17 protein-coding genes are annotated in these 19,054 nt (G+C 68.7%); 14 read left to right on the forward strand and 3 right to left on the reverse strand.

Annotated features, from left to right (window positions below; translation table 11 throughout):
- Positions 1-28: 28 nt before the first annotated feature.
- Genes KEG57_RS19775 through KEG57_RS19795 form a run of 5 tightly spaced genes read left to right on the forward strand, consistent with a single transcriptional unit; the run spans position 29 to position 6,324 of the window.
- Positions 29-1,795, forward strand: coding sequence for a fatty acyl-AMP ligase (locus KEG57_RS19775; RefSeq protein WP_272422616.1), 1,767 nt, complete (start codon positions 29-31; stop codon positions 1,793-1,795).
- Positions 1,795-2,679: a class I SAM-dependent methyltransferase gene (locus KEG57_RS19780; protein ID WP_272422617.1), complete on the forward strand. Its 885-nt coding sequence runs from the start codon at positions 1,795-1,797 to the stop codon at positions 2,677-2,679. Before KEG57_RS19775 ends, KEG57_RS19780 begins: the two co-directional genes overlap by 1 nt.
- 3 nt (positions 2,680-2,682) lie before the next feature.
- Complete coding sequence (locus tag KEG57_RS19785; RefSeq protein WP_272422618.1) at positions 2,683-2,934, forward strand: acyl carrier protein; 252 nt, start codon at positions 2,683-2,685, stop codon at positions 2,932-2,934.
- Between the two features lie 10 nt (positions 2,935-2,944).
- Positions 2,945-4,186, forward strand: coding sequence for a beta-ketoacyl-ACP synthase II (fabF, locus tag KEG57_RS19790; protein WP_272422619.1), 1,242 nt, complete (start codon positions 2,945-2,947; stop codon positions 4,184-4,186).
- Between the two features lie 53 nt (positions 4,187-4,239).
- Complete coding sequence (locus tag KEG57_RS19795) at positions 4,240-6,324, forward strand: thioredoxin domain-containing protein (RefSeq protein ID WP_272422620.1); 2,085 nt, start codon at positions 4,240-4,242, stop codon at positions 6,322-6,324.
- Positions 6,325-6,327: 3 nt separating this feature from the next.
- On the opposite strand, the gene KEG57_RS19800 is transcribed toward KEG57_RS19795, so the two are convergent.
- Genes KEG57_RS19800 through KEG57_RS19810 form a run of 3 tightly spaced genes read right to left on the reverse strand, consistent with a single transcriptional unit; the run spans position 6,328 to position 9,146 of the window.
- Positions 6,328-6,984, reverse strand: coding sequence for a PEGA domain-containing protein (locus tag KEG57_RS19800; protein ID WP_272458691.1), 657 nt, complete (start codon positions 6,982-6,984; stop codon positions 6,328-6,330).
- Between the two features lie 52 nt (positions 6,985-7,036).
- Entirely contained in the window at positions 7,037-7,348 is a 312-nt protein-coding gene (locus KEG57_RS19805; RefSeq protein ID WP_272458692.1) for a hypothetical protein, read from the reverse strand.
- A complete protein-coding gene (locus tag KEG57_RS19810) occupies positions 7,326-9,146 on the reverse strand; it encodes an OmpA family protein (protein WP_272422622.1) in 1,821 nt (606 codons plus the stop codon). The genes KEG57_RS19805 and KEG57_RS19810 overlap by 23 nt, the downstream gene beginning before the upstream one ends.
- A 305-nt stretch (positions 9,147-9,451) precedes the next feature.
- Between KEG57_RS19810 and rpmH the strand changes: the two genes are divergently transcribed.
- The 9 genes from rpmH (at position 9,452) to KEG57_RS19855 (ending at position 19,004) form a co-directional block, all read left to right on the forward strand.
- On the forward strand, positions 9,452-9,601 hold the full coding sequence (rpmH, locus tag KEG57_RS19815) for a 50S ribosomal protein L34 (protein WP_272422623.1): 150 nt from the start codon (positions 9,452-9,454) through the stop codon (positions 9,599-9,601).
- Entirely contained in the window at positions 9,602-10,027 is a 426-nt protein-coding gene (gene rnpA / locus KEG57_RS19820; RefSeq protein WP_272422624.1) for a ribonuclease P protein component, read from the forward strand.
- A gap of 121 nt (positions 10,028-10,148) precedes the next feature.
- The gene (gene yidD / locus KEG57_RS56080; RefSeq protein WP_276073558.1) at positions 10,149-10,508 is read left to right on the forward strand and encodes a membrane protein insertion efficiency factor YidD; all 360 of its coding nucleotides are present in this window, start codon (positions 10,149-10,151) and stop codon (positions 10,506-10,508) included.
- A gap of 112 nt (positions 10,509-10,620) precedes the next feature.
- Positions 10,621-12,384 carry a membrane protein insertase YidC gene (gene yidC, locus KEG57_RS19830; RefSeq protein WP_272422625.1) on the forward strand — a complete coding sequence of 588 codons (1,764 nt, stop codon included), beginning with the start codon at positions 10,621-10,623 and terminating at the stop codon, positions 12,382-12,384.
- The gene (locus KEG57_RS19835; protein ID WP_272422626.1) at positions 12,371-12,949 is read left to right on the forward strand and encodes a Jag family protein; all 579 of its coding nucleotides are present in this window, start codon (positions 12,371-12,373) and stop codon (positions 12,947-12,949) included. Before yidC ends, KEG57_RS19835 begins: the two co-directional genes overlap by 14 nt.
- Positions 12,950-13,132: 183 nt before the next feature.
- Positions 13,133-13,489 carry a 50S ribosomal protein L19 gene (gene rplS, locus KEG57_RS19840; protein ID WP_272422627.1) on the forward strand — a complete coding sequence of 119 codons (357 nt, stop codon included), beginning with the start codon at positions 13,133-13,135 and terminating at the stop codon, positions 13,487-13,489.
- Positions 13,490-13,849: 360 nt separating this feature from the next.
- Complete coding sequence (locus KEG57_RS19845) at positions 13,850-15,130, forward strand: FHA domain-containing protein (RefSeq protein ID WP_272422628.1); 1,281 nt, start codon at positions 13,850-13,852, stop codon at positions 15,128-15,130.
- A 256-nt stretch (positions 15,131-15,386) separates the two neighbouring features.
- On the forward strand, positions 15,387-17,579 hold the full coding sequence (locus tag KEG57_RS19850; protein ID WP_272422629.1) for an FHA domain-containing protein: 2,193 nt from the start codon (positions 15,387-15,389) through the stop codon (positions 17,577-17,579).
- Positions 17,580-17,630: 51 nt separating this feature from the next.
- On the forward strand, positions 17,631-19,004 hold the full coding sequence (locus KEG57_RS19855) for a PP2C family protein-serine/threonine phosphatase (protein WP_272422631.1): 1,374 nt from the start codon (positions 17,631-17,633) through the stop codon (positions 19,002-19,004).
- Positions 19,005-19,054: the final 50 nt, after the last annotated feature.

A 19,054-nucleotide genomic window follows, 5' to 3' on the forward strand; every position in this document is an offset into this window, starting at 1 on the left:
CGGGTAGCCAGGACGTACCTCCTGGGCCATGCGCACGTTCATCGATGTTCTCCGCGAAAACACGGTCCATGCTGACCGGGCGGTCACTTTCGTGCGCACGAACGGCCAGGAGCGCCGCGTCGTGTATCCGGAGCTCTGGGCCGAGGCGAGCCGCCGCGCCCGCGCGCTCCAGGCGCTCGGCCTGTCGAAGGGGGATCGCGTCGCGCTGATCCTCCCGGAGCCCGACGAGTTCGTCCTTTCCTTCATCGGTGCCCTCACGGCAGGCCTCGTCGCCGTGCCGATGTACCCGCCCGCGACCCTCGCCAAGCTCGAAGCCTACGGCGACACCGTGCGTCACGTGCTCGCGGCGTCCGGCGCGCGTGTGGTCGTCACGAACGACGCGCTGCGCCCGCTCATCCAGGAGCACCTGCTCGGCACGCAGAGCGCGGACACGCGGCTCGTGCTGGAGCGCGAGCTCGGCGCGATCGATCCGGGCTCGGCGCACGCCACGTTGCCCGACGTTCGCGGCGAGGATCTCGCGTTCCTCCAGTTCACCTCGGGTTCGACCTCGCGCCCCAAGGGCGTGATGGTCACGCACGAGAACCTGAGCGTGAACAGCCACGCGATCATGTTCGACGGGCTGCGCTCGACGCCCGAGGATCGCGGCGTCTCGTGGCTGCCGCTCTACCACGACATGGGCCTCATCGGCTTCGTGATCGCGCCGGTCTACGCGCTCGTGCAGGTGATGTTCCTGCCGACGATGTCCTTCATCCGCAGGCCCTCGCTCTGGCTCGACGCGATTCACCGCTTCCGCGGCACCATCACGTTCGCGCCGAACTTCGCCTTCGCGCTGGCGACACGCGCCGTGACCGACAGCCAGGCTGGTAACTGGGATCTCTCGTGTATGCGCGCGCTCGGCTGCGGTGCCGAGCCGATCCAGGCCGACGTGCTGCGCGCCTTCCTCGCGCGGTTCGCGAAAAACGGCCTCTCGCCCGAGAGCATCCTGCCCTGCTACGGCATGGCCGAGGCGACGCTCGCCGTGACGTTCCACGATCTCGGCAAGCCGCTCGCAACCGACCGGATCGACCTCGCCACCATGAAAAACGGCAAGGCCGAGCCCGTGAAAGACGAGACGCCTGCGCTCGAGCTCGTCTCGTGCGGGCGCCCCTTCCCCGGGCACGAGCTTTTGATCGCGGGCCCCGACGGCGCGCCGCTCGGCGAACGAAAGGTCGGCGAGATCTGGCTGCGCGGGCCGAGCGTGACCGCGGGGTATTTCGGCGATCCCGAGGCGACGAGCGAGACGTTCGGCGGGGGCTACCTGCGCACGGGCGACCTCGGATACCGTGCCGACGGCAATGTCTACATCTGCGGCCGTTCGAAGGACCTCATCATCCTGAACGGGAAAAACCATTACCCGCAGGACATCGAGCGCGTGGCCTCCACGGTCGACGGCATCCGCGACGGGCAATGCGTGGCCTTCGCGCGGCGCGGCGCGAGCGGCGCCGAGGAAGCCGTGCTCGTGGCGGAGTCGCGGCGCCTCGGCGAGGCGAAACGCGCGCTCATCGAGGCGGTCACGCACGCGGTGCGGGCCGAGCTCGGCGTGCAGCTCGCCGAGGTCGTGCTGATCAAGCGCGGCACGCTACCGAAGACGTCGAGCGGCAAGGTGCGCCGCCGCGAGACGAAGATGCGTCTCGAAAACGGGCAGCTCGAGCTCGTGGGGGAGCAGGGCGAGGACCCGAGCGCGTCGTTCGATTCCCCCGCCGTCCCTTCTCCCCGCGCGCCCGCCCGGGAGACCGAAACCCGAGGAGCTCTCTGATGGGATCCAGCCAAGCGGACGTCGAGGTCAGCTACGACGTCTCCAACGAGTTTTTCCGCCTCTGGCTCGACGAGCGCATGAACTACACGTGCGCCGTCTTCGAGTCGCCCGATCAATCACTCGAAGCCGCGCAGCTCAACAAGCTGCACATCCTCAGCGATTTCGCGAAAGCCGGCCCGGGCAAGACCGTGCTCGACATCGGCTGCGGCTGGGGCGCGTGTGTCGAGTACCTCGCGACGACGCGCAAGGTCGACCGTGCCGTGGGGATCACGCTCTCGCGCGCGATGGCCGCGGAGGTCAATCAACGGAACATCCCGGGCGTCGAGTGTGTCGCGGCCGATTTCATGCAATGGGATACGCCGGAGACATTCGACGGCCTCATCTCGATCTGCATGATCGACCATCTCTGCTCGCTCGAGGAGGCGCGGCAGGGCAAGGCCGTCGACATCTACCGGCGTTATTTCGAGAAGTGCTGGAAGCTCACGAAGCCGGGCTCCTCGTTCGGCTTCCAGGCGATCCTGCGCAATCGCACGCCGAAGATGCGGCCCTGGGGCGCGCTCGCCGCCGATACGCGGAAGGACCTCGAAGATTTCTCGTTCTCGTCGAAGGAGATCTTCCCGAACGGCCTGAATCCGCGGCTGGAGGAGCTCATCCAGGCCATCAATCCCTGGTGGGAGGTCAAGACGCTCCACACGCGGCGCGAGCATTACCAGCGCACGACGGCGGAGTGGCTCCGGCGCCTCCGCCTGAACGAGACCACGATCCGGGCGAAGTGGGGCGACAAGGTCTTCGAGGATTACGACCGGTACCTCTCCACCTGCGTCCGCGCATTCGACATCCACTACAGCTCCCTCGTCCAGATGGAGCTCGAGAGGATTGGCTGAGACATGAGTGAGAAGCGCGATCTGCTCGAGATGTTCAAGACCGTGGCCGCGCGCGTCGACAAGCGCCCCTTCCCGAACGTGACGCCTGCGTCCAAGATCAGCGAGCTCGGCATCGACTCGCTCTCCGTGATGCAGATCGTCGGGGAGCTCGAGACCGAGCTCGGGATCGTGATCCCGGACGAGGACCTCGTCGAGCTCGTCACGGTCGGCGATCTCTGCAAGAAGGTGGAGGCCCGGCTCGCCGCCGGCGGCTGATCCCACCCCCATGCCCCGCCGCGTCGTCGTGACCGGAATGGGCGTCGTGAGCCCCGTCGGGGTCGACGTCTCAACCTTCTGGGAGAGCCTGCTCGCCGGGCGCTCGGGCGTCTCGTACATCCGCGAGTTCCCGACCGACAAACTCCGCAGCGACATCGCCGCGAGCGTGAGCGATTTCGACGTTTCGCGGTACATGTCCCCCAAAGAGGCCGAGGTCTACGGCCGCGTGACGCATTTCAGCCTCGGCGCGGCCGTCGAGGCCGTGACCATGGCCGGGCTCGACAAGGAGTCCGCCGCGGCACGGTCGCGCGTCGGCTGCTTGATGTCGACCGGCATGGGCTCGGTCGACATCTTCGAAGAGCAGATCGCGCGAAGCAACGAGCGCGGCCCGCGCGCGGTGTCGCCGTATTTCGTACCGGGCGTCATGCCAAACGGCGCGGCCGCGCTCATTTCGATGCGTTATGGCTTCATGGGCCCGTCCTACAGCCTGGCGAGCGCCTGCGCGACAGGCACGCATTCGATCGCGACGAGCGCGCTCCTCATCGAGGCGGGCGAAGCCGACGTGATGATCGCCGGCGGCGCGGAGGCGGCGACGCGGATGAACACCGTCGCGGGCTTCGGCAATGCGCGCGCGCTCTCGAAGGCATTCGAGGGTGATCCGACCCGTGCGAGCCGCCCGTTCGACAAGCGGCGCCAGGGGTTCGTCATGGGCGAAGGCGCGGGCGTGCTCGTGCTCGAAGAGGAAGAGCATGCAAAGCGGCGCGGGGCGAAGCCGCTCGCGGTCGTCGGCGGCTTCGGCATGACGACGGACGCCGAGCACCTCACGCGCCCGCACCCCGAGGGCCTCGGCCTCGCGCTCGCCCTCGAACGCGCGCTCCAGCGAGCCGGCATCGGCCCCGAGGCGATCGATTACATCAACCCGCACGCGACCTCGACGCCGCAGGGCGACATGGCCGAGATCCTGGCCTTCCGTCGCGTCTTCGGCGAGCGGCTCGCGCAGATCCCGATCTCGGCGACGAAATCGATGATCGGGCACTTGCTCGGCGGCGCGGGCGCGGCCGAGACGATCGCGGTCGTGTGTTCGCTGCGTGATCAGGTGCTGCATCCGTCGATCAATGTCGACGAGCTCGATCCGGAGCTCGGCCCGCTCGATGTCGTGCGAGATCGAAGGCCCGCGCCCGTCGGCTGGGCGGCGAAATGCTCGGCGGGCTTCGGCGGGCACAACTGCGCGCTCGTGCTCGGCAAGGCCTGAAAGCAGGGAAATCCGCCTTCCCGCCGGGTGCGCGATGCCCTAGGTGCTCTCCCATGAGCGCCCACGAGAACAGGCTCGCGAAGGAGAAGTCGCCGTACCTCCTGCAGCACGCGCGAAACCCGGTCGACTGGTATCCGTGGGGCGCCGAGGCGCTCGAACGCTCGAGGCGGGAGGACAAACCCATCCTGCTCTCGATCGGCTACGCCGCCTGCCACTGGTGCCACGTGATGGAGCGCGAGTCGTTCGAGAACGACGCCATCGCGAAGCGCATGAACGAGCTCTTCGTGAACGTGAAGGTCGATCGCGAGGAGCGTCCGGATCTCGATCAGGTCTACCAGCTCGTGGTGCAGCTCATGGGCCGGAGCGGCGGCTGGCCGCTCACCGTGTTCCTGACGCCGGATCAAAAACCGTTCTTCGCCGGAACGTACTTCCCGCCGGCGGACAAGTACGGCGTGCCCGGCTTCCCCGCGATCCTCGAAGCGGTCGCGGACGCGTACAAGCGACGCCGCGGCGAAGTACTCGCGCAGGCCGGTGAGATCACGCAGGAGATCTCGCGCGTGGGCGCGCTGCCAGCGGGCGAGGGTGCGATCGGGCAGGACCTCTTGCGCAGAGCATGCCGGCGTCTGCTCGCGCGCTTCGACAGCCACAACGGCGGCTTCGGCGCGCGTCCCAAGTTCCCGAACACGATGTCGCTCGACGTGCTCTTGCTACGCGGCGCGCTCGAGGGTGACGCGGTCTCGAAGGAGAGCGTGGATCTCGCGCTCGACAAGATGCAGAAGGGCGGAATCTGGGATCACCTGCGCGGCGGCTTCCACCGCTACTCGACGGACGCGCGCTGGCTCGTGCCGCACTTCGAGAAGATGCTCTACGACAACGCGCTCTTGCTGCGGCTCTACGCCGATGGCTATCGCGCGCTCGGGAACCCTCGCTTCGCAGAGACGGCGCGCGCGATCGTCACGTACCTGTTCGCCGAGATGCGCGACACATCGGGCGCGTTTTACGCGACGCAGGACGCGGATTCCGAGGGCCAAGAAGGAAAGTTTTTCGTGTGGAAGCTCGGCGATCTACGCGCAGCCCTGGGCGACGATCACGAGGCGTACGAGGTCGCGCGGGTCCAATTCGGCATCACGGAGGAGGGCAACTTCGAGGAGACCGGCGCGACGGTGCTCTCGGAGGTGCGGTCGATCGAACGGACTGCGGCGATCGTGGATCTCGCGCCGGACGTGGCGAAGCGCGCGCTCGAACGAGCGCGGGCGAAGATGCTCGCGGCGCGGGAGCAGCGGCCGCGTCCGATGCGAGACGACAAGATCCTCGCGAGCTGGAACGCGCTGCTCATCGGCGCGCTCGCCGAAGCCGGCCGCGCGCTCGACGAACCTTCGTGGATCGGCGCGGCAGAGGTCGCGTTCGCAGCGCTCGAGGAGCGGCTCGTGCGAGAGGGTCGCGTGCGCCGGTACTACATGCCGGGCGAGAACGAGGCGCCGGAGGCGCGGCGCGGGTTCCTCGATGATCAAGCGTACGTCGGCAGCGCCGCGCTCGATCTCTACGAAACCACGGGCAACCCGCGGTACGTGGCCGTCGCCCGCGCGATCGCCGACGCGATGATCGAGCATCACGAGGACAAACACGAGGGCGGCTTTTTCTTCGCGCCCGACGACGGCGATTCGCTCATCGCCCGCACGAAGGACGTCTTCGATCAGGCCGTGCCGTCCGGCGCATCCATGGCCGCGGAGCTTTGCCTGCGGCTCGGCGAGCTCGCGGACGAGACGTACGCCGAACACGGACGACGGCAGATCGAGCCGATCGGCCCCACCGCGATCGACAACCCGCTCGGCCTCGGCAAGGCCGTCGCCGTGCTCGATCGGCTCGTGCGTGGGACGGTGGACGTGGTGCTCGTGGGAGATCCGTCGAGCGAGCGGACACAGGCACTCGCGAAGGCCGTGTTCCGCCGCTACTTGCCGCACAGGAACGTGGTGTGGGTGGATCCGCGCCGGCCGGAGACGGCCGAAGCGGCAGCGGTGCTCGCCGAGGGCAAGACCGCGCGGGGCGACGACACCGTGGCGTATGTTTGTCGGAATCGAACCTGCTCGGCGCCGGTGTCAGACTTGTCGACGCTCGAAGCGCTCCTCGACGGGCGGTGAAGATCAGCGCTTCGGCCGCGGCTCGACGGGCGCCTTCGCGGGGATGACGGTGCGCTCGGCCTCGGTCTGCATCGCGACCTTGAACGCCGTGGTTTGTCCGGGGATCAGGTTCACGGTGATCACCTTGTCGGGCGCGCCCTTGCGCTGGATCGTGATGTCGTGTTTGCCCGGGGGAAGCGACACGTTCGTGTGCGGCGCGGGGCCGAGCTTGCGCTTGCCGTCGACGATCACTTGATCACAGGCCGGATCGCAGACGACCGAGAGAAACCCGTCGGCCTTGATCATCTTCGCCGCGACGCGCGCCGCGATGTCCGGCGGAGGCTCGGCCGGAGGCGCCGCTTGTTGCGAGAGCTGTACGTTCAAGAGCGCCGTCTCGCCCGGCTTCACCACGACCTCGAGCTTCTTCTCCTCGTAACCCTTGCGGCGCAGCGTGAGCTTGTGCGTCCCCGCAGGGAGTTCTGCGCGCACGATCGGAGAAGGGCCGATCGATTTGCCGTCGACGAGGACGCCCTCGCAGCCCGGGTTGCAAGCGACGGTGACGAAGCCACTCGATCGCGCAGCGTCAGGCTGCGGGGCCTTCTCGGGGCGGGTCGCCTCGGCGGCGAGCGCGACGCCGGGGACGACGAGGGCGAGCACCAGAGCGAAGGCGTGCTTCATCATGACCATTGTGCCTTGTTCGACGGCCCGCGTGGAGCCGTGATGCATGCGGATTTCACTCGCCGCGAGGCCGATTCCGACAGAGCCCGACTTCACACGTCCCGGACCCTTTTTCAGGCGTGCAGACACACTTTTCCACGGGCGCCGGCGCCCCGGACTGCGCGCAGCCCCGGGCGAAATCGGGGGCGCGCTCGGCGGACGGAGAGCACACGGTCACCTCGCTCCCGGAGTTGTCGTCGAAGTCCGTGAGGAACGTACAGGTGCACGCGTACGGCGAGCCGCGCTCCTTCTCGCACCCTGCGCCGAGGACGGCAGCGAGCGCGAGGAGGAGCGCGGCGAGACCGCTACTGACTGGGGGGCGTGGCATCCGCCGCCTTGTCGCGGATGTGGAACTCGACGCGCCGGTTGGTCTGTCGTCCGGCCGCCGTGTTGTTGTCGGCGATGGGCCTGCGCGGGCCGAAGCCGGCGGCGCTCAGGCGATCCGCGGCGATGCCACCCTTCTTGATGAGGTACTCCATCACGGCGTTCGCGCGATCGGACGAGAGCTTCTCGTTGAGATCATCCGAGCCGCGGTTGTCCGTGTGGCCCTCGATCGCGAGGTGCTGGATCTCGGGGTTCACTTTGAGGAGGCGCACGACCTCGTCGAGGATCGGGTAGCTCTGCTGCAAGATGGTCGACTTGCCCGTCAAGAACTCGACCTTCTTCAGGATCTGGATCTCGTTCGAGCCGGTGACCCTGCGGATGAAGGTCGGGCAGCCGTTCTTCTCCGCGTCGGGGTTCGCGTCGCCGGGCTCCTTCGGGCAAGCGTCCTTCGCGTCGCCGATGCCGTCCTTGTCGGGATCGTCCTCGGGGCAGCCGTCCTGATCGTCGACCTTGTCGAAATCCTCGGGCGTGTCGGGGCACTTGTCGACGTTGTCCGGGATGCCGTCGCCGTCACGATCGGGCGGCTGCGGGCAACCGTCGTCCGTGTTCGGCGGCTTGTGATCCTCGGGATCCGTCGGGCAAAGATCGACGTCGTCCGGCAACCCGTCCTTGTCGGTGTCCGCGCCGTGCTCGGCCCAGCGGCCCGTCTTGAAGCGCTTTCCAGGCGACGGCGGGTTCGTGTCCTTGATCGGGAACGCGTACCCGACGGTCGCGACGAGGCGGAAATCCGGGGCGTATCCAGGCGTGATGCGCGTGCCGCCGCCCACGCCGACCCACGCGCGCTTCTTCTGATCGAAGGCGTAACGTCCCTCGAGCATCCACTCGATCGGCGTGTTGTCGACGTCGAAGAAGGTCTCGTCGGTGATGCCCGTCGAGCCGAAGATCTGCGCGCCGAGACGAAGCGCGCCGCCACGCAGCGGCAAGAAGCCGCCGATGCCCCAGCGCCATTCGGAGCCTGATTTGAAGTCGTTCACGCCGCCTGCGGGCCGGAACTGGAGGCCCGTGTTGGCCACGAGAAAGAAGCTCTTGAGGTCGTACTCGACGGCGACCTGGAAGCCGCCGCTCGCGCTCTGATCACCGCCGAACGAGTCGTTGTCACCCGTCGGCACCCAGACCGCGCCTTCGAGGCCGAGCTTGAAGGTGCGCGCGGTGTTGCGCCAGAGGAGCACGCGCGCGTCGAGACGCAGATCCATCGGCGCGACCGTCCGCATGCTGACCGGCTGCGATCCCGAGACCTGCGCGAGGTATGTCGTGCCGCCGTCCTGGAAGAGGATGACCGGGAGGTTTGCCTGGAACGAGAAACGCTCAAGGGCCTCGATGCCGACATCGAGATAGCTGATGAGCTGCGGTCCGACGGGCGCGCTGCTGCGCTGGCTGAAGATGCCGGCGTTCCGCGGATCATCCTGATGGTTCTCGATGCGGAACGGGTTCAGCGCGAAGCCCATGCCGAGCTGGCCGAAGAACCGCGTCTGCGGGTTGAACTGCGGGCGCCAGAGCCCGATCGCGTCTTCGGGCGCTCCGCCCATGAAGAGGCGATCGAGATACATCGTCGACTGCTGCGCCTCGGCCTCGGCGGGCGCGAGGAGGCACGCCGCGGCTGCGATGGCGGCCGAGCAAGCCGAGGCAAGGCGGCGCAGAAGGGACGGGCGACGGGGCGTGGCCGCGCGCTCGTCGGAGGAGGTGCCTCCCGCCGCGGTGTCACCGACGGGCGGGCGGGCTCGGGGATGGTCGACTTGGGCCATGTCTTCGGCGTCTCCTCGGCGCGCGCACTGCGCGCGGAAGCGAGAGGCCCGGGTGCGCTTGCCGCGCGGTGGATCACCGGGCCCCCCCGTGCAAGCGGAGGCTACACCAGGCGTGCGGGCGCATGGAATGTCTTGCGATGTAGGGAGGAGCCTTGAGCACGAGCCCGTCTCCTCCCTTGCCGGACGGGTGAGATCAGGTCAGACAGACGACGCGCGATCCAGGCCGTTTCGCGGTCTTGACCAGCAGGCGGACCTGTGCTTTCTTTGCGCGCCCCGAAAAACGAAGGGTTCCGAAGGGTCCTACGATGAAGCGCACGTTCCAGCCCCACAACACCCGCCGCGTCCGTACCCACGGCTTCCGGGCGCGCATGGCCACGAGCGGCGGCCGCAAGGTGATCAACAACCGCCGGCGTAAGGGCCGCGCGCGCCTCGCCCCGACGATTTACAAGAAGTAGTTGCCTCGCCAAACATTCACGCGAGCGCAGCGCTTACGGCGTCGCCCTGACTTCCTGCGCGTTCAGGAGGGCGGCGCCCGGGTCACGACGCGCCACCTCCTGATCCTGATCGCACCCCGTCCCGACGATACGACCACACGCCTCGGCGTGGTGGCGTCGCGGAAGGTGGGGTGCGCCGTGCAGCGCAACCGGGCCAAGCGCCTGCTCCGTGAAGTCTTTCGCCGGAACGTGGCGTCGTTTCCGCGGGGCGTGGACGTCGTGGTGATCGTGCGTCCGGGCGTGGACGAGCTCGCTTGTGCGGAGCTCGAAGCGGAGGTTCAGGCGGTGCTGCCACTCGTGCGCAAGCGAGCGAGCGGCAAGCCGAACTCGAGCACGCAGGCGGACCCGAGAAACCGCTCCGGCGACGGGCGCAAAGGCGGCCCTTGACCTTGCAAGCGGGGACGCGGGCCCCCAAGCTTCGTCGCGATCTCGCGATGGGAGCCGCGGCCGACGCGCGCTGTCTCGCCACACCTCGCGCCCTCCGGCGTCGCCCGCCGCGCCCTGCATCATGCTGGCCAAGCTCCTCCTCCTCTTGATCCGCGTCTACCAGCTGACGCTCTCGAAAGTGCTGCTCGCGCTCTTCGGACCTGTCTGTCGGTTCGAACCGTCGTGCTCGCGGTATGCCGCCGCGTGTATCGCGGGTCATGGCGCGCTGCGCGGGAGCTTGCTTTCAGTGAAGCGCCTGTGTAAGTGCCACCCGTTCCATCCCGGCGGCTACGATCCTCCGCCGCCTCCACGGATCGGCCGCTCGCGTACGGAAGAGCCCGCGCGGCACGGCCCGGATCAGAGGGTGGAAGGTACGAACCTTTCTTCCCACGACGCTCGACTTTCGCCGTGGAGCAGTGGCGCGGTCCATGAGGCTGGCTAGTTTCCTCTCGCATGCTCGCCAAGCGAGCGAGCCCGTCCGGGGGGATCACGCGAGCACGGGGCGGGGCAAGGACCAGTAGGGTTTCACGGCAAGGAGATTGCCGAAGGATTTCATGGAACGCGGCAAAATCGCTCAGTGGGTGCTCATCGGCATCGCTGCCATCCTGTTCTGGCAGTTCGGCGGCAACCTGTTCGGCAAAGGAAACGAAGAGGTCCAGCCGAACACGTTCTACGACGCCAACCGGCTGCCGGACGCCCAGAGGCAGCCCGAGCAGATTTGCACGATCAACGGCGCCCGCTTCGAGGCCGAGCTGTCTTCGCGTGGCGGATCGCTGCGCCACCTTCGGCTCACCGATCAAGGCAAGTACTCGAAGAACGGCAAGCCGATCGATCTCGTGACGACCTCGCAGGAGTGGCGTCAGCCTCTGCGAACGGACCTGCGTTTGCCTGGGGTCGAGAAGCAACAGACGCCGTTCGACAACCTCGACTGGAAGCTCGCGGCGCAGGACGGCAAGTCGTGCACGTTCGTCTACGAAGACGCGACCTCGAAGCTCACGAAGGTCGTGCGCGAGACGGGCAAACCCTTCGAGCTCGAAATGACGCTCGAGGTGAAGAACCTCTCCGCCGAGCCGCTCAAGCACAGGCTCACGGTGGAGCAGACCTCGTGGCGCACGACCGAGGAGACGAAGGGCAGCCTCGGCCGCATCTCGGAGCACATGACGGACGTCGTCGCGGCGACGCCGGAGAAGGTCGATCGCCTGCACGCCGACGCGTTCGAGCCGAAGGACTTCAAGGACGCGGAGTTCACGAACGAGTACTGGCGCCGTAGCCCCGGCGCCGCGAAGTGGGTCGCCGTGAGCAGCGTCTACTTCACGAAGGCCGCGATCCCGCTCGAAGGCCCCGCGCCGCTCGCCGAGACGCAGATCGAAGAGGACTGGAACCGCGAGAAGTTCGACGCGGCGAGCCGCGAGAAGGACAAGGACACGCACGGGCACGTCTACCGCGCGCGCCTCGCGTATCCCGACGTCGAGCTCGCGCCGCAGGCGACGCAGACGTACAAGGTCCTGAGCTTCACGGGCCCGAAGGAGCGCGAGGTGCTCGCCGCGGTCGGTCCCGGCATCACCGAGGTGATCGATCTCGGCACGTTCTCGCCGATCGCGAAGGTCCTCGTCGGCTACCTGAAGATCCTCCACAAGGCCGTGGGGAGCTGGGGCTTCGCGATCGCGCTGCTCACGATCACCGTGCGCATGCTGCTCTTCCCGCTCAGCATCTCGCAGATCAAGAGCAGCGCGGCCATGCGCCGGCTCAAGCCGGAGATGGACGACATCAACGCGCGCTACAAGGAAGATCCGGCACAGCGTGGCCTCGCGCTCCAGGAGCTCTGGCGCAAGCACGGCGTGACGAACCCGGTGCTCGGCTGCATCCCGGTGCTCTTGCAGATGCCCGTGTGGTTCGCGCTCTACCAGGCCCTGCAGACGGCGGTCGAGCTCTACCACGTGCCCTTCCTGTCGGCCCGGATCATCCCGGATCTCTCGGACAAGGGCGAATACTTCGTCATCCCCGCGATCCTCGGCGCGTCGAGCTTCTTCCAGCAGAAGCTCATGCCGCCGCAGGGCGACCCGATGCAGCAGAAGATGATGCAGTACATGCTGCCGGGCATCTTCGTGGTGATGATGCTCTACCTGCCCGCAGGCCTCGGCGTGTACATGCTGACCAACACGTGGCTCGGCATCGCCCAGCAGGTCGCGGTCGAGCGCTACCTGAGCCGCAAGACGCAGGGTTCCGCCGGCATCGAGGTGCGCGAGAAGAAATCTTCGGGCGACGAAACCAAGTCGGCGCCTGCTCTTGGAAAGGGAAAGGCACGTGTCCGTGGATAATGGAGCTCCCGGGAAGACCAGCGTGAACGCCGAAGGCACCCGGCACGACGACGAGCGCGACGAGCGCGCCGCCGAGGCAGCAGTCCCGTTCGAGGAGGATGGTCGCGCCGATCAAGCGCTCGACTTCGTCATCGATACGCTCGCCGCGATGGGCATGGACTGCACCGTGGACCTGCTCGAGAACGAGCCGGAAGATCCGCCCGAGGAGATCCGGCTGGAGATCGAGGGCAGGGACGCCGGCCGCATCATCGGCAAGAAGGGCCAGACGCTCGCCGCGCTGCAGTTCCTCGCCAACCGCGTGATCAACCGGCCCGGCAAGCAGCGCCGCCACGTGATCATCGACGCCGAGGGCTACCGCGCGCGTCGCGAGGAGACGCTCACCTCGATGGCCCGACGCCTCGGCAAGCAGGCCGTCGAGGAGGGAAAGATCATCACGTTCGAACCGATGAACCCGCAGGATCGCCGCGTCGTGCACCTCGCGCTCGCGAAGTTCCCCGGTGTCGTCACGAAGAGCGACGGCGAAGGCGACGCGCGTCGCGTGCAGATCATCCCCGTTCGTCGCTAGGTGCCACGAACGGATCGCGCGGGGTGGTGAGTTCGTCGCCCCGCGATCCACCGCATCCACACGCTCCATGATCGGTTGACAGCGTGGGGACGGTATGCATAATGCCGCTCCCTCGTCGTCTCCGGCAGGCGTGGAGCCGTTTGCCCCAACAGCCGGGACCATCCCCAGTCGAAGGACCGCGACATGCTCACCTCGAACGTACTTGCGAAGATCGAAACCCCGCAGCTCCGCGAGGGGCTCCCGGAGTTCCGGGTCGGCGACACCGTCCGGGTCCACTACCGCATCGTCGAGGGCGAGAAGGAGCGTATCCAGGTCTTCCAGGGCGTCGTTCTGAAGCAGCGTCGGGCCGGTGCGCGCAGCACCTTCACGGTCCGCAAGGTGAGCTTCAACGTGGGCGTGGAGCGTATTTTCCCGACGCACAGCCCCCGCATCGACAAGATCGAGGTGGTCTCGCGCGGCGTCGTTCGTCGCTCGCGCCTGTTCTACCTCCGCTCGCTGGCCGGCAAGGCCGCCCGCGTGCGCGACGCCAAGGACGGCTGAGCCGGAAGGCCCCACCTCGGGGCCTCCCGTCTCCGCTCTCTCCCGCTCTCTCATCACGAAGGGTGTCCCAGGGCCAATCCGGCCCAGGACACCCTTTCGTATTTCAACCGCTCACAGCCCCGGCTGCGCGTCTCGCCGCGCCGGGCGCCGCTTCCTTTTGCGCATCGACGGCGGCCTTCGTCGCGCCGGGGATCCTTCACGCGGCCCCTGGGATGTGCTGCGCTGCGTCGTGCTTCGACGTGCCTCGTCCACCCCCCGCCGAGGGAAAGAGTACTTCTTCTTGATCCTCGGTCCGGCCCCCACGGTATGCTGCCGCCGAGGCGGACGAGGTCTTTGGTCCGTCAACACGAGAAGGACACTATGAACTGCCCGCGTTGCGGCGCGTCTGCCACACCCGCCGACAAGTTCTGCGCGATCTGTGCCTCTCCGCTCGGGCCCTCGGCGCCCGGCGCCTTTGGTCCTCCTCCGCCCCCTCCTGCATTCGGGCAAGCGCCGGGCTTCGGGCCTCCGCCGGCCCCGCCGCCGGGCTTCGGGCCGCCTCCCGAGCAGCCGGGCTTCGGACCGCCCCCGCCGGCTCCCCCCGGCTTCGGCGGCTTCGGCCCGCCCCCCGCGCCCACGGCGAGCCCTAGCGCGTTCGGGCCTCCGCCGCCCCCCGCGTTCGGCGCGCCGCCTGCTGCGCCCGGTGGCTTCGGTCCGCCTCCGCCGCCCCCCGCGTTCGGGCCTCCGCCGGCGGGTCCTTCCGGCTTTGGTCCGCCGCCCGCGCCGCCTGGATTCGGACCGCCGCCTGAGTCGCCGGCCGGGTTTGGCCCGCCGCCCGCGCCGCCTGGATTCGGCCCGCCGCCCGAGTCGCCGGCCGGGTTTGGCCCGCCGCCCGCGCCGCCTGGATTCGGCCCGCTGCCCGAGTCGCCGGCCGGGTTTGGCCCGCCGCCCGCGCCGCCTGGATTCGGTCCCCCGCCGGCGCCCCCGGGCTTTGGTCCGCCTCCCGAGCCGCCGCCGGCGCTCCCGGGTTTTGGCCCGCCCCCGGCCCCGGTCGGCTTCGGTCCGCCGCCCGCGCCGCCTGGATATGGGCCGCCGCCTGCACCGGCCAGCTTTGGTCCGCCGCCCGCGCCGCCCGGCTACGGGCCGCCGCCGGACCCCGCGCCCGGTGGTTATCCGCCGCCTCCGGGACCTCGGGCGTTCGCCCCGCCGCCGATGGCGGACAAACCCGAGGAGCTTCCCCGACCGCCGGGGCGCGGGAACTCCGCGACGGGGGTCCCGCAAAATCCTCCGCCGATGCCCGGTCGGCAAGTAAGCGCGCCGAGCCTGGAGGTGCGCCGCGCGCTCGCAGGCTTCCTGGTGAGCTACCAGGAGGATCCGCTCGGCAAGTTCTGGCCGCTCTGGCAAGGCAAGAACTCGGTCGGCCGCGCGGACACGGGTCAGAAGGTTGACGTGGAGATCGCGCACGGCACGACGTCCACGCATCACGCGACGATCGACTGCGAAGGTGGGAGGTTCATCCTGAGTGATCTCGGCTCGACGAACGGCACCTTCCACAACGAGGAAGCCATCGGCTTCAAGGGCAGGCGCGAACTGCGTGACGGCGACAAGATCCGCTTCGGCGGCTTCAGCGTCATCACCATCATCGTGACCGCTCGGACCTAGGGGTCGCGCGGAGAAGCCCCGTGCGGAACGCCCTTTTCACCCTACCCAGCTCCTCGACGAGATGACGCCCCCGCGTGCTCGCGTCGCCCGAGGCAGCCGTCCCCCGCGCTCTCCGCGCAGGGTGGACGCGCTTCGCTGCCTCGACGCACGAGAGTACGCGGCGGCCACGCTCGCGGACCGTACGCGTGCGCGGAGGTGTCTGTCACCCCGCGCCTGCGCCGGCTCGCCGAGGACCCCCAATGTTGGAGGCTCAAGCATGAACCCGTTGCCCCACGGAGCCGCCCGCGCAGTCGCTCGATCTGCGCGAAACAAGGCTCCCCTGTTCGCGCTCCCCGCGCTCGCGGCGCTCGCAGCGATCCTCTTCGCCGCCGCGCCCTCCTACGCCGCTCCGGAGGCGAGGATCCTCCGCATCGATCCGCGCACGAGCACGGTCGACGGCTCGCCCGTGCTCACGACCGTGATCGACCTCGTCCAGAACAAGCGTTTGTCGGACGCGACGCGGCCCTGCGCGGCGCTGAACGGCGACGCGTTCAACGACTGCGTGTCGAACGCGATCGAGCAGCCGAACGCGCTCTACTCGTCGTTCGACTTCCCCGAGAAGAACGCAGTGCTCAGCGTCGTCGTCGACGGCTCCGACACCGCGGCGCGGTTCGAGTCGAAGGCGCGCTGGGGCGAGAGCACGAGCCAGCCCGGCGTGGGCACCGCGTGGCTCATCCTCATCGACGCCGCGTCCTCGATGGGCACGCGCTTCGACGAGGCGAAGTCCGTCGCGACCGCGTTCGTCAACGCGATGGGCCCGAACGACATCGTCGACGTGATGTTCTTCAACGACAAGAGCGTCGTCGAAGACTCGAAGTGGGTGAACAACAAGCAGACGGCGCTCCAGACGATCGCGAGCGTCAAGAACACGTTCCCCACGCAGGGCCGCACGCGCCCGCTCTTCAACATCATCAAGACCGCGGCCACCGACGGCTTCCGGGAGCTCGGCAACGTCGGCACGAACGTCGTCGTGCCCATGCACCAGGCGATGGTGGTGCTCTCGAACGGCGCGGCCGGCGCCGATCCGAGCTCGACGGCGGCGGCCTCGAACCTGCTCAAGGACTACCTCACGAAGGGCCGCTTCCCGGAGAACAACGAGGTCCTCCCGAAGACGCCCGTGCCGGTCATCTCGATCTGGTTCCCGAGCAAGCTCGTCGAGGAGTTCACCGCGAACTCGCGCGAGTTCATGGAAGGTCTCGCGAACACCGAGATCGGCGGCTTCTACAGCATCGTGCGCGACAAGCAGGAAGCGCGCGCGGTGAACATCGTCAACGCCGTCCGCTCGCGCTTCAACAAGATGCACATCGTCAAGTGGCGCGTCTCGTGTGTCGCGCTGAGCTTGACGCAGACCATCCGCCTCGCGTTCCTCAACACCGATCCGCTGATCGCCGGCGACGCGACGTTCCAGAACGTGCCCGTCGGCATCGATCCCTCGCAGTGGCCGCTCGACATCGATCGTGAGGCCACCGAGCGCGCCGCGGCGAAGGATCCCGTGTATCCGGGCGGGACCGTGAAGGTCTTCGGCAACTTCTGCTGGGGCGGCAACACGCAGCGGGCCGAGCTCTACATGGTTCCCAAGAACCAGCCCGCGCCCGCCTCGCTCCAGGGCGGCAGCATCGAGGACGCGAAGAAGGCTCAGCGCACGCTCATCGAGCAAGGCATGCGCGGCAAGGCCACGACGGCCGGCGAGAGCATGGTCGAGTTCGAACTGCCGAACACCGACAAGTTCCTCGCGGGCAAGGGCGAGCAGATGACCGCGCGCCTCATCGTCTACGACAACCAGGCCAAGCGCACGAGCGCCATCACCGCCGACAAGATCATCACGGTGAAGGCGAAAGAAGCGCCGCTGCCCTACCTGCTCATCGGCGGCATCACCTTCGGCGGCGTGGTCCTCGTCCTGCTCGTCGTCTCGATCTTCCGCAGCGGCGGCAACAAGCGACGCACCGGCGCCGCGCCCGCGACGGCCCCGCGCCCCGCGGGTGGCCCGCCCGGCCCGATGGGCGGCGGTTACGCGCCCGCTGTGCCCATGGGCGGCGGCGTGCCCGGCATGGGCGGCCCCGACTTCGGCGGCGGTTACGGTCCTCCTCCGATGGGCGGCAGCCCCGTCGGTGGATCCGCGAACCGCGCGGTGCTCTCCGGCTCGCTCGGCATCTTCACGTTCAACCAGGGCACGGAGATGCGCGTCGGCCGCGACGCCGCGACGTGTCAGATCGTGGTGAACGAGCCGCGCGTCTCCGGCAGCCACGCCGTCATCAAGTTCGAGAACGGCCAGCTCTTCGTGCGTGACGAGAACTCGAACAACGGCACGAGCATCAACGGCAACCGCATCCCGCCGCTCGTGTGGACGCCTGTCCCGCCCGGCTCGATGCTTCGCTTCGGCCCCATCGAGTTCAACGTCCGTTTCGAGTAGTCTACGCTCGAACGATCGTCATCCCGGCCCTCACCCCCCGGCCCTTCCGCGATGAGCCAACCTCAGGCCCTCGGCACCCGCGTCCGGATCGAGTTCGCCCAGGCCAGCGATCCTGGCCGCGATCCGAACAAGCAGGTCAACGAGGACTCGTGCGGATACGCCGAGACGCGCTTCGGCCATCTCGTCGTCCTCTGCGACGGCATGGGCGGGCACTACGGGGGCCGGGAGGCGAGCCGCACCGCGATCGCCACGATCTTCGAGGTCATCGACCAGGCCCCGGCCGGCGCAACCGCCGCGACGGCGCTCAAGGCCGCGATCGAGGAGGCCGGGCGTCGCGTCTACCAGCTCGGCGGGCCGCCCGAAAACCGCGGGCGGCCCGGCTCGACGGTCGTGGCCATGCTGATCGGTGATCGCGGGCTCGACGTCGCGCACGTCGGCGACAGCCGCGCCTACTGCATCCGCGCGGGCCAGATCTACCCGCTCACGCGCGACCACTCGATGGTGCAGGGCATGATCGACGCCGGCATGCTCACCGAGGCCGAGGCCATCGGGCATCCCGACGCGAACAAGATCACGCGCGCGCTCGGCATGCGCCCCGAGGTCGAGGTCGAGGTTCGGCCCGAGCCGATGGAGATGTTCCCGGGCGACATCTTCCTCCAGTCGAGTGATGGCCTCACCGACCTCGTGCTCGGCGTCGACATCCTCGGCTCCGTGCGCCAGGCCCTCGCATCGGGCGCGCTCCCGCACGCTTGCAACCAGCTCGTCAACCTCGCGAACGATCGCGGCGGCCACGACAACATCACCGTGCAGATGGTGCGCATCGTGGAGCTCGCGCCGCGCGCGTCGCACACGATCCCGCAAGCGCCCGCGCCCGCGATCGCGTCGGATCCCGCGGGCCCGCGGCCTGCGCCTCCACAGGAGACGCGACCGATGACGGCGGTCGACACGGCGGCCGCCGCCGCGGGGACGAAGCTCGCCCTGCCCCCGCCCGTGCCGGTCCCCACGTTGCTCTCGCCGAACACGTCCTCCGCGGCCCCGACGGCGCCCGAGCAGGGCGGCTTGCCCTTGCCGCCGCCTTCGCCTTCGTCGCCGGGCTTCGCGCCGGTGCAGCCGACGGCCATCGATCGCCCCGTTGCGCCCTCGCCCACGATGCCCGAGCAGCCGCGCCTCGCGCCGTATGCGGCCCAGCTCCCCTTGCCGCCGCCCTCGGCGCGTTATGCGCCTGCGCAGGCCACCCAGGTCACGGGCCAGGGTCCTTCTCCCACGCATCCTCCGGACGTCCCGAAAGCCGTCCCCTCCGCGCCCTTGTCCGCGCCGGCTGGGGCGCGTCCTTCCCAGGCGGGCATCGTGTACGTGATCATCGGCATGTCGGCCGTGATCGCCGTGCTCTTGCTCCTGCTCATCTGGGCTCTTTTCCTGCGCTAGAGCACCGACCTGTTCGGTGCTCTGGAGAGATCGCTTTGCGATCTCTCTCG

The organism is Polyangium jinanense (genome assembly GCF_028435365.1).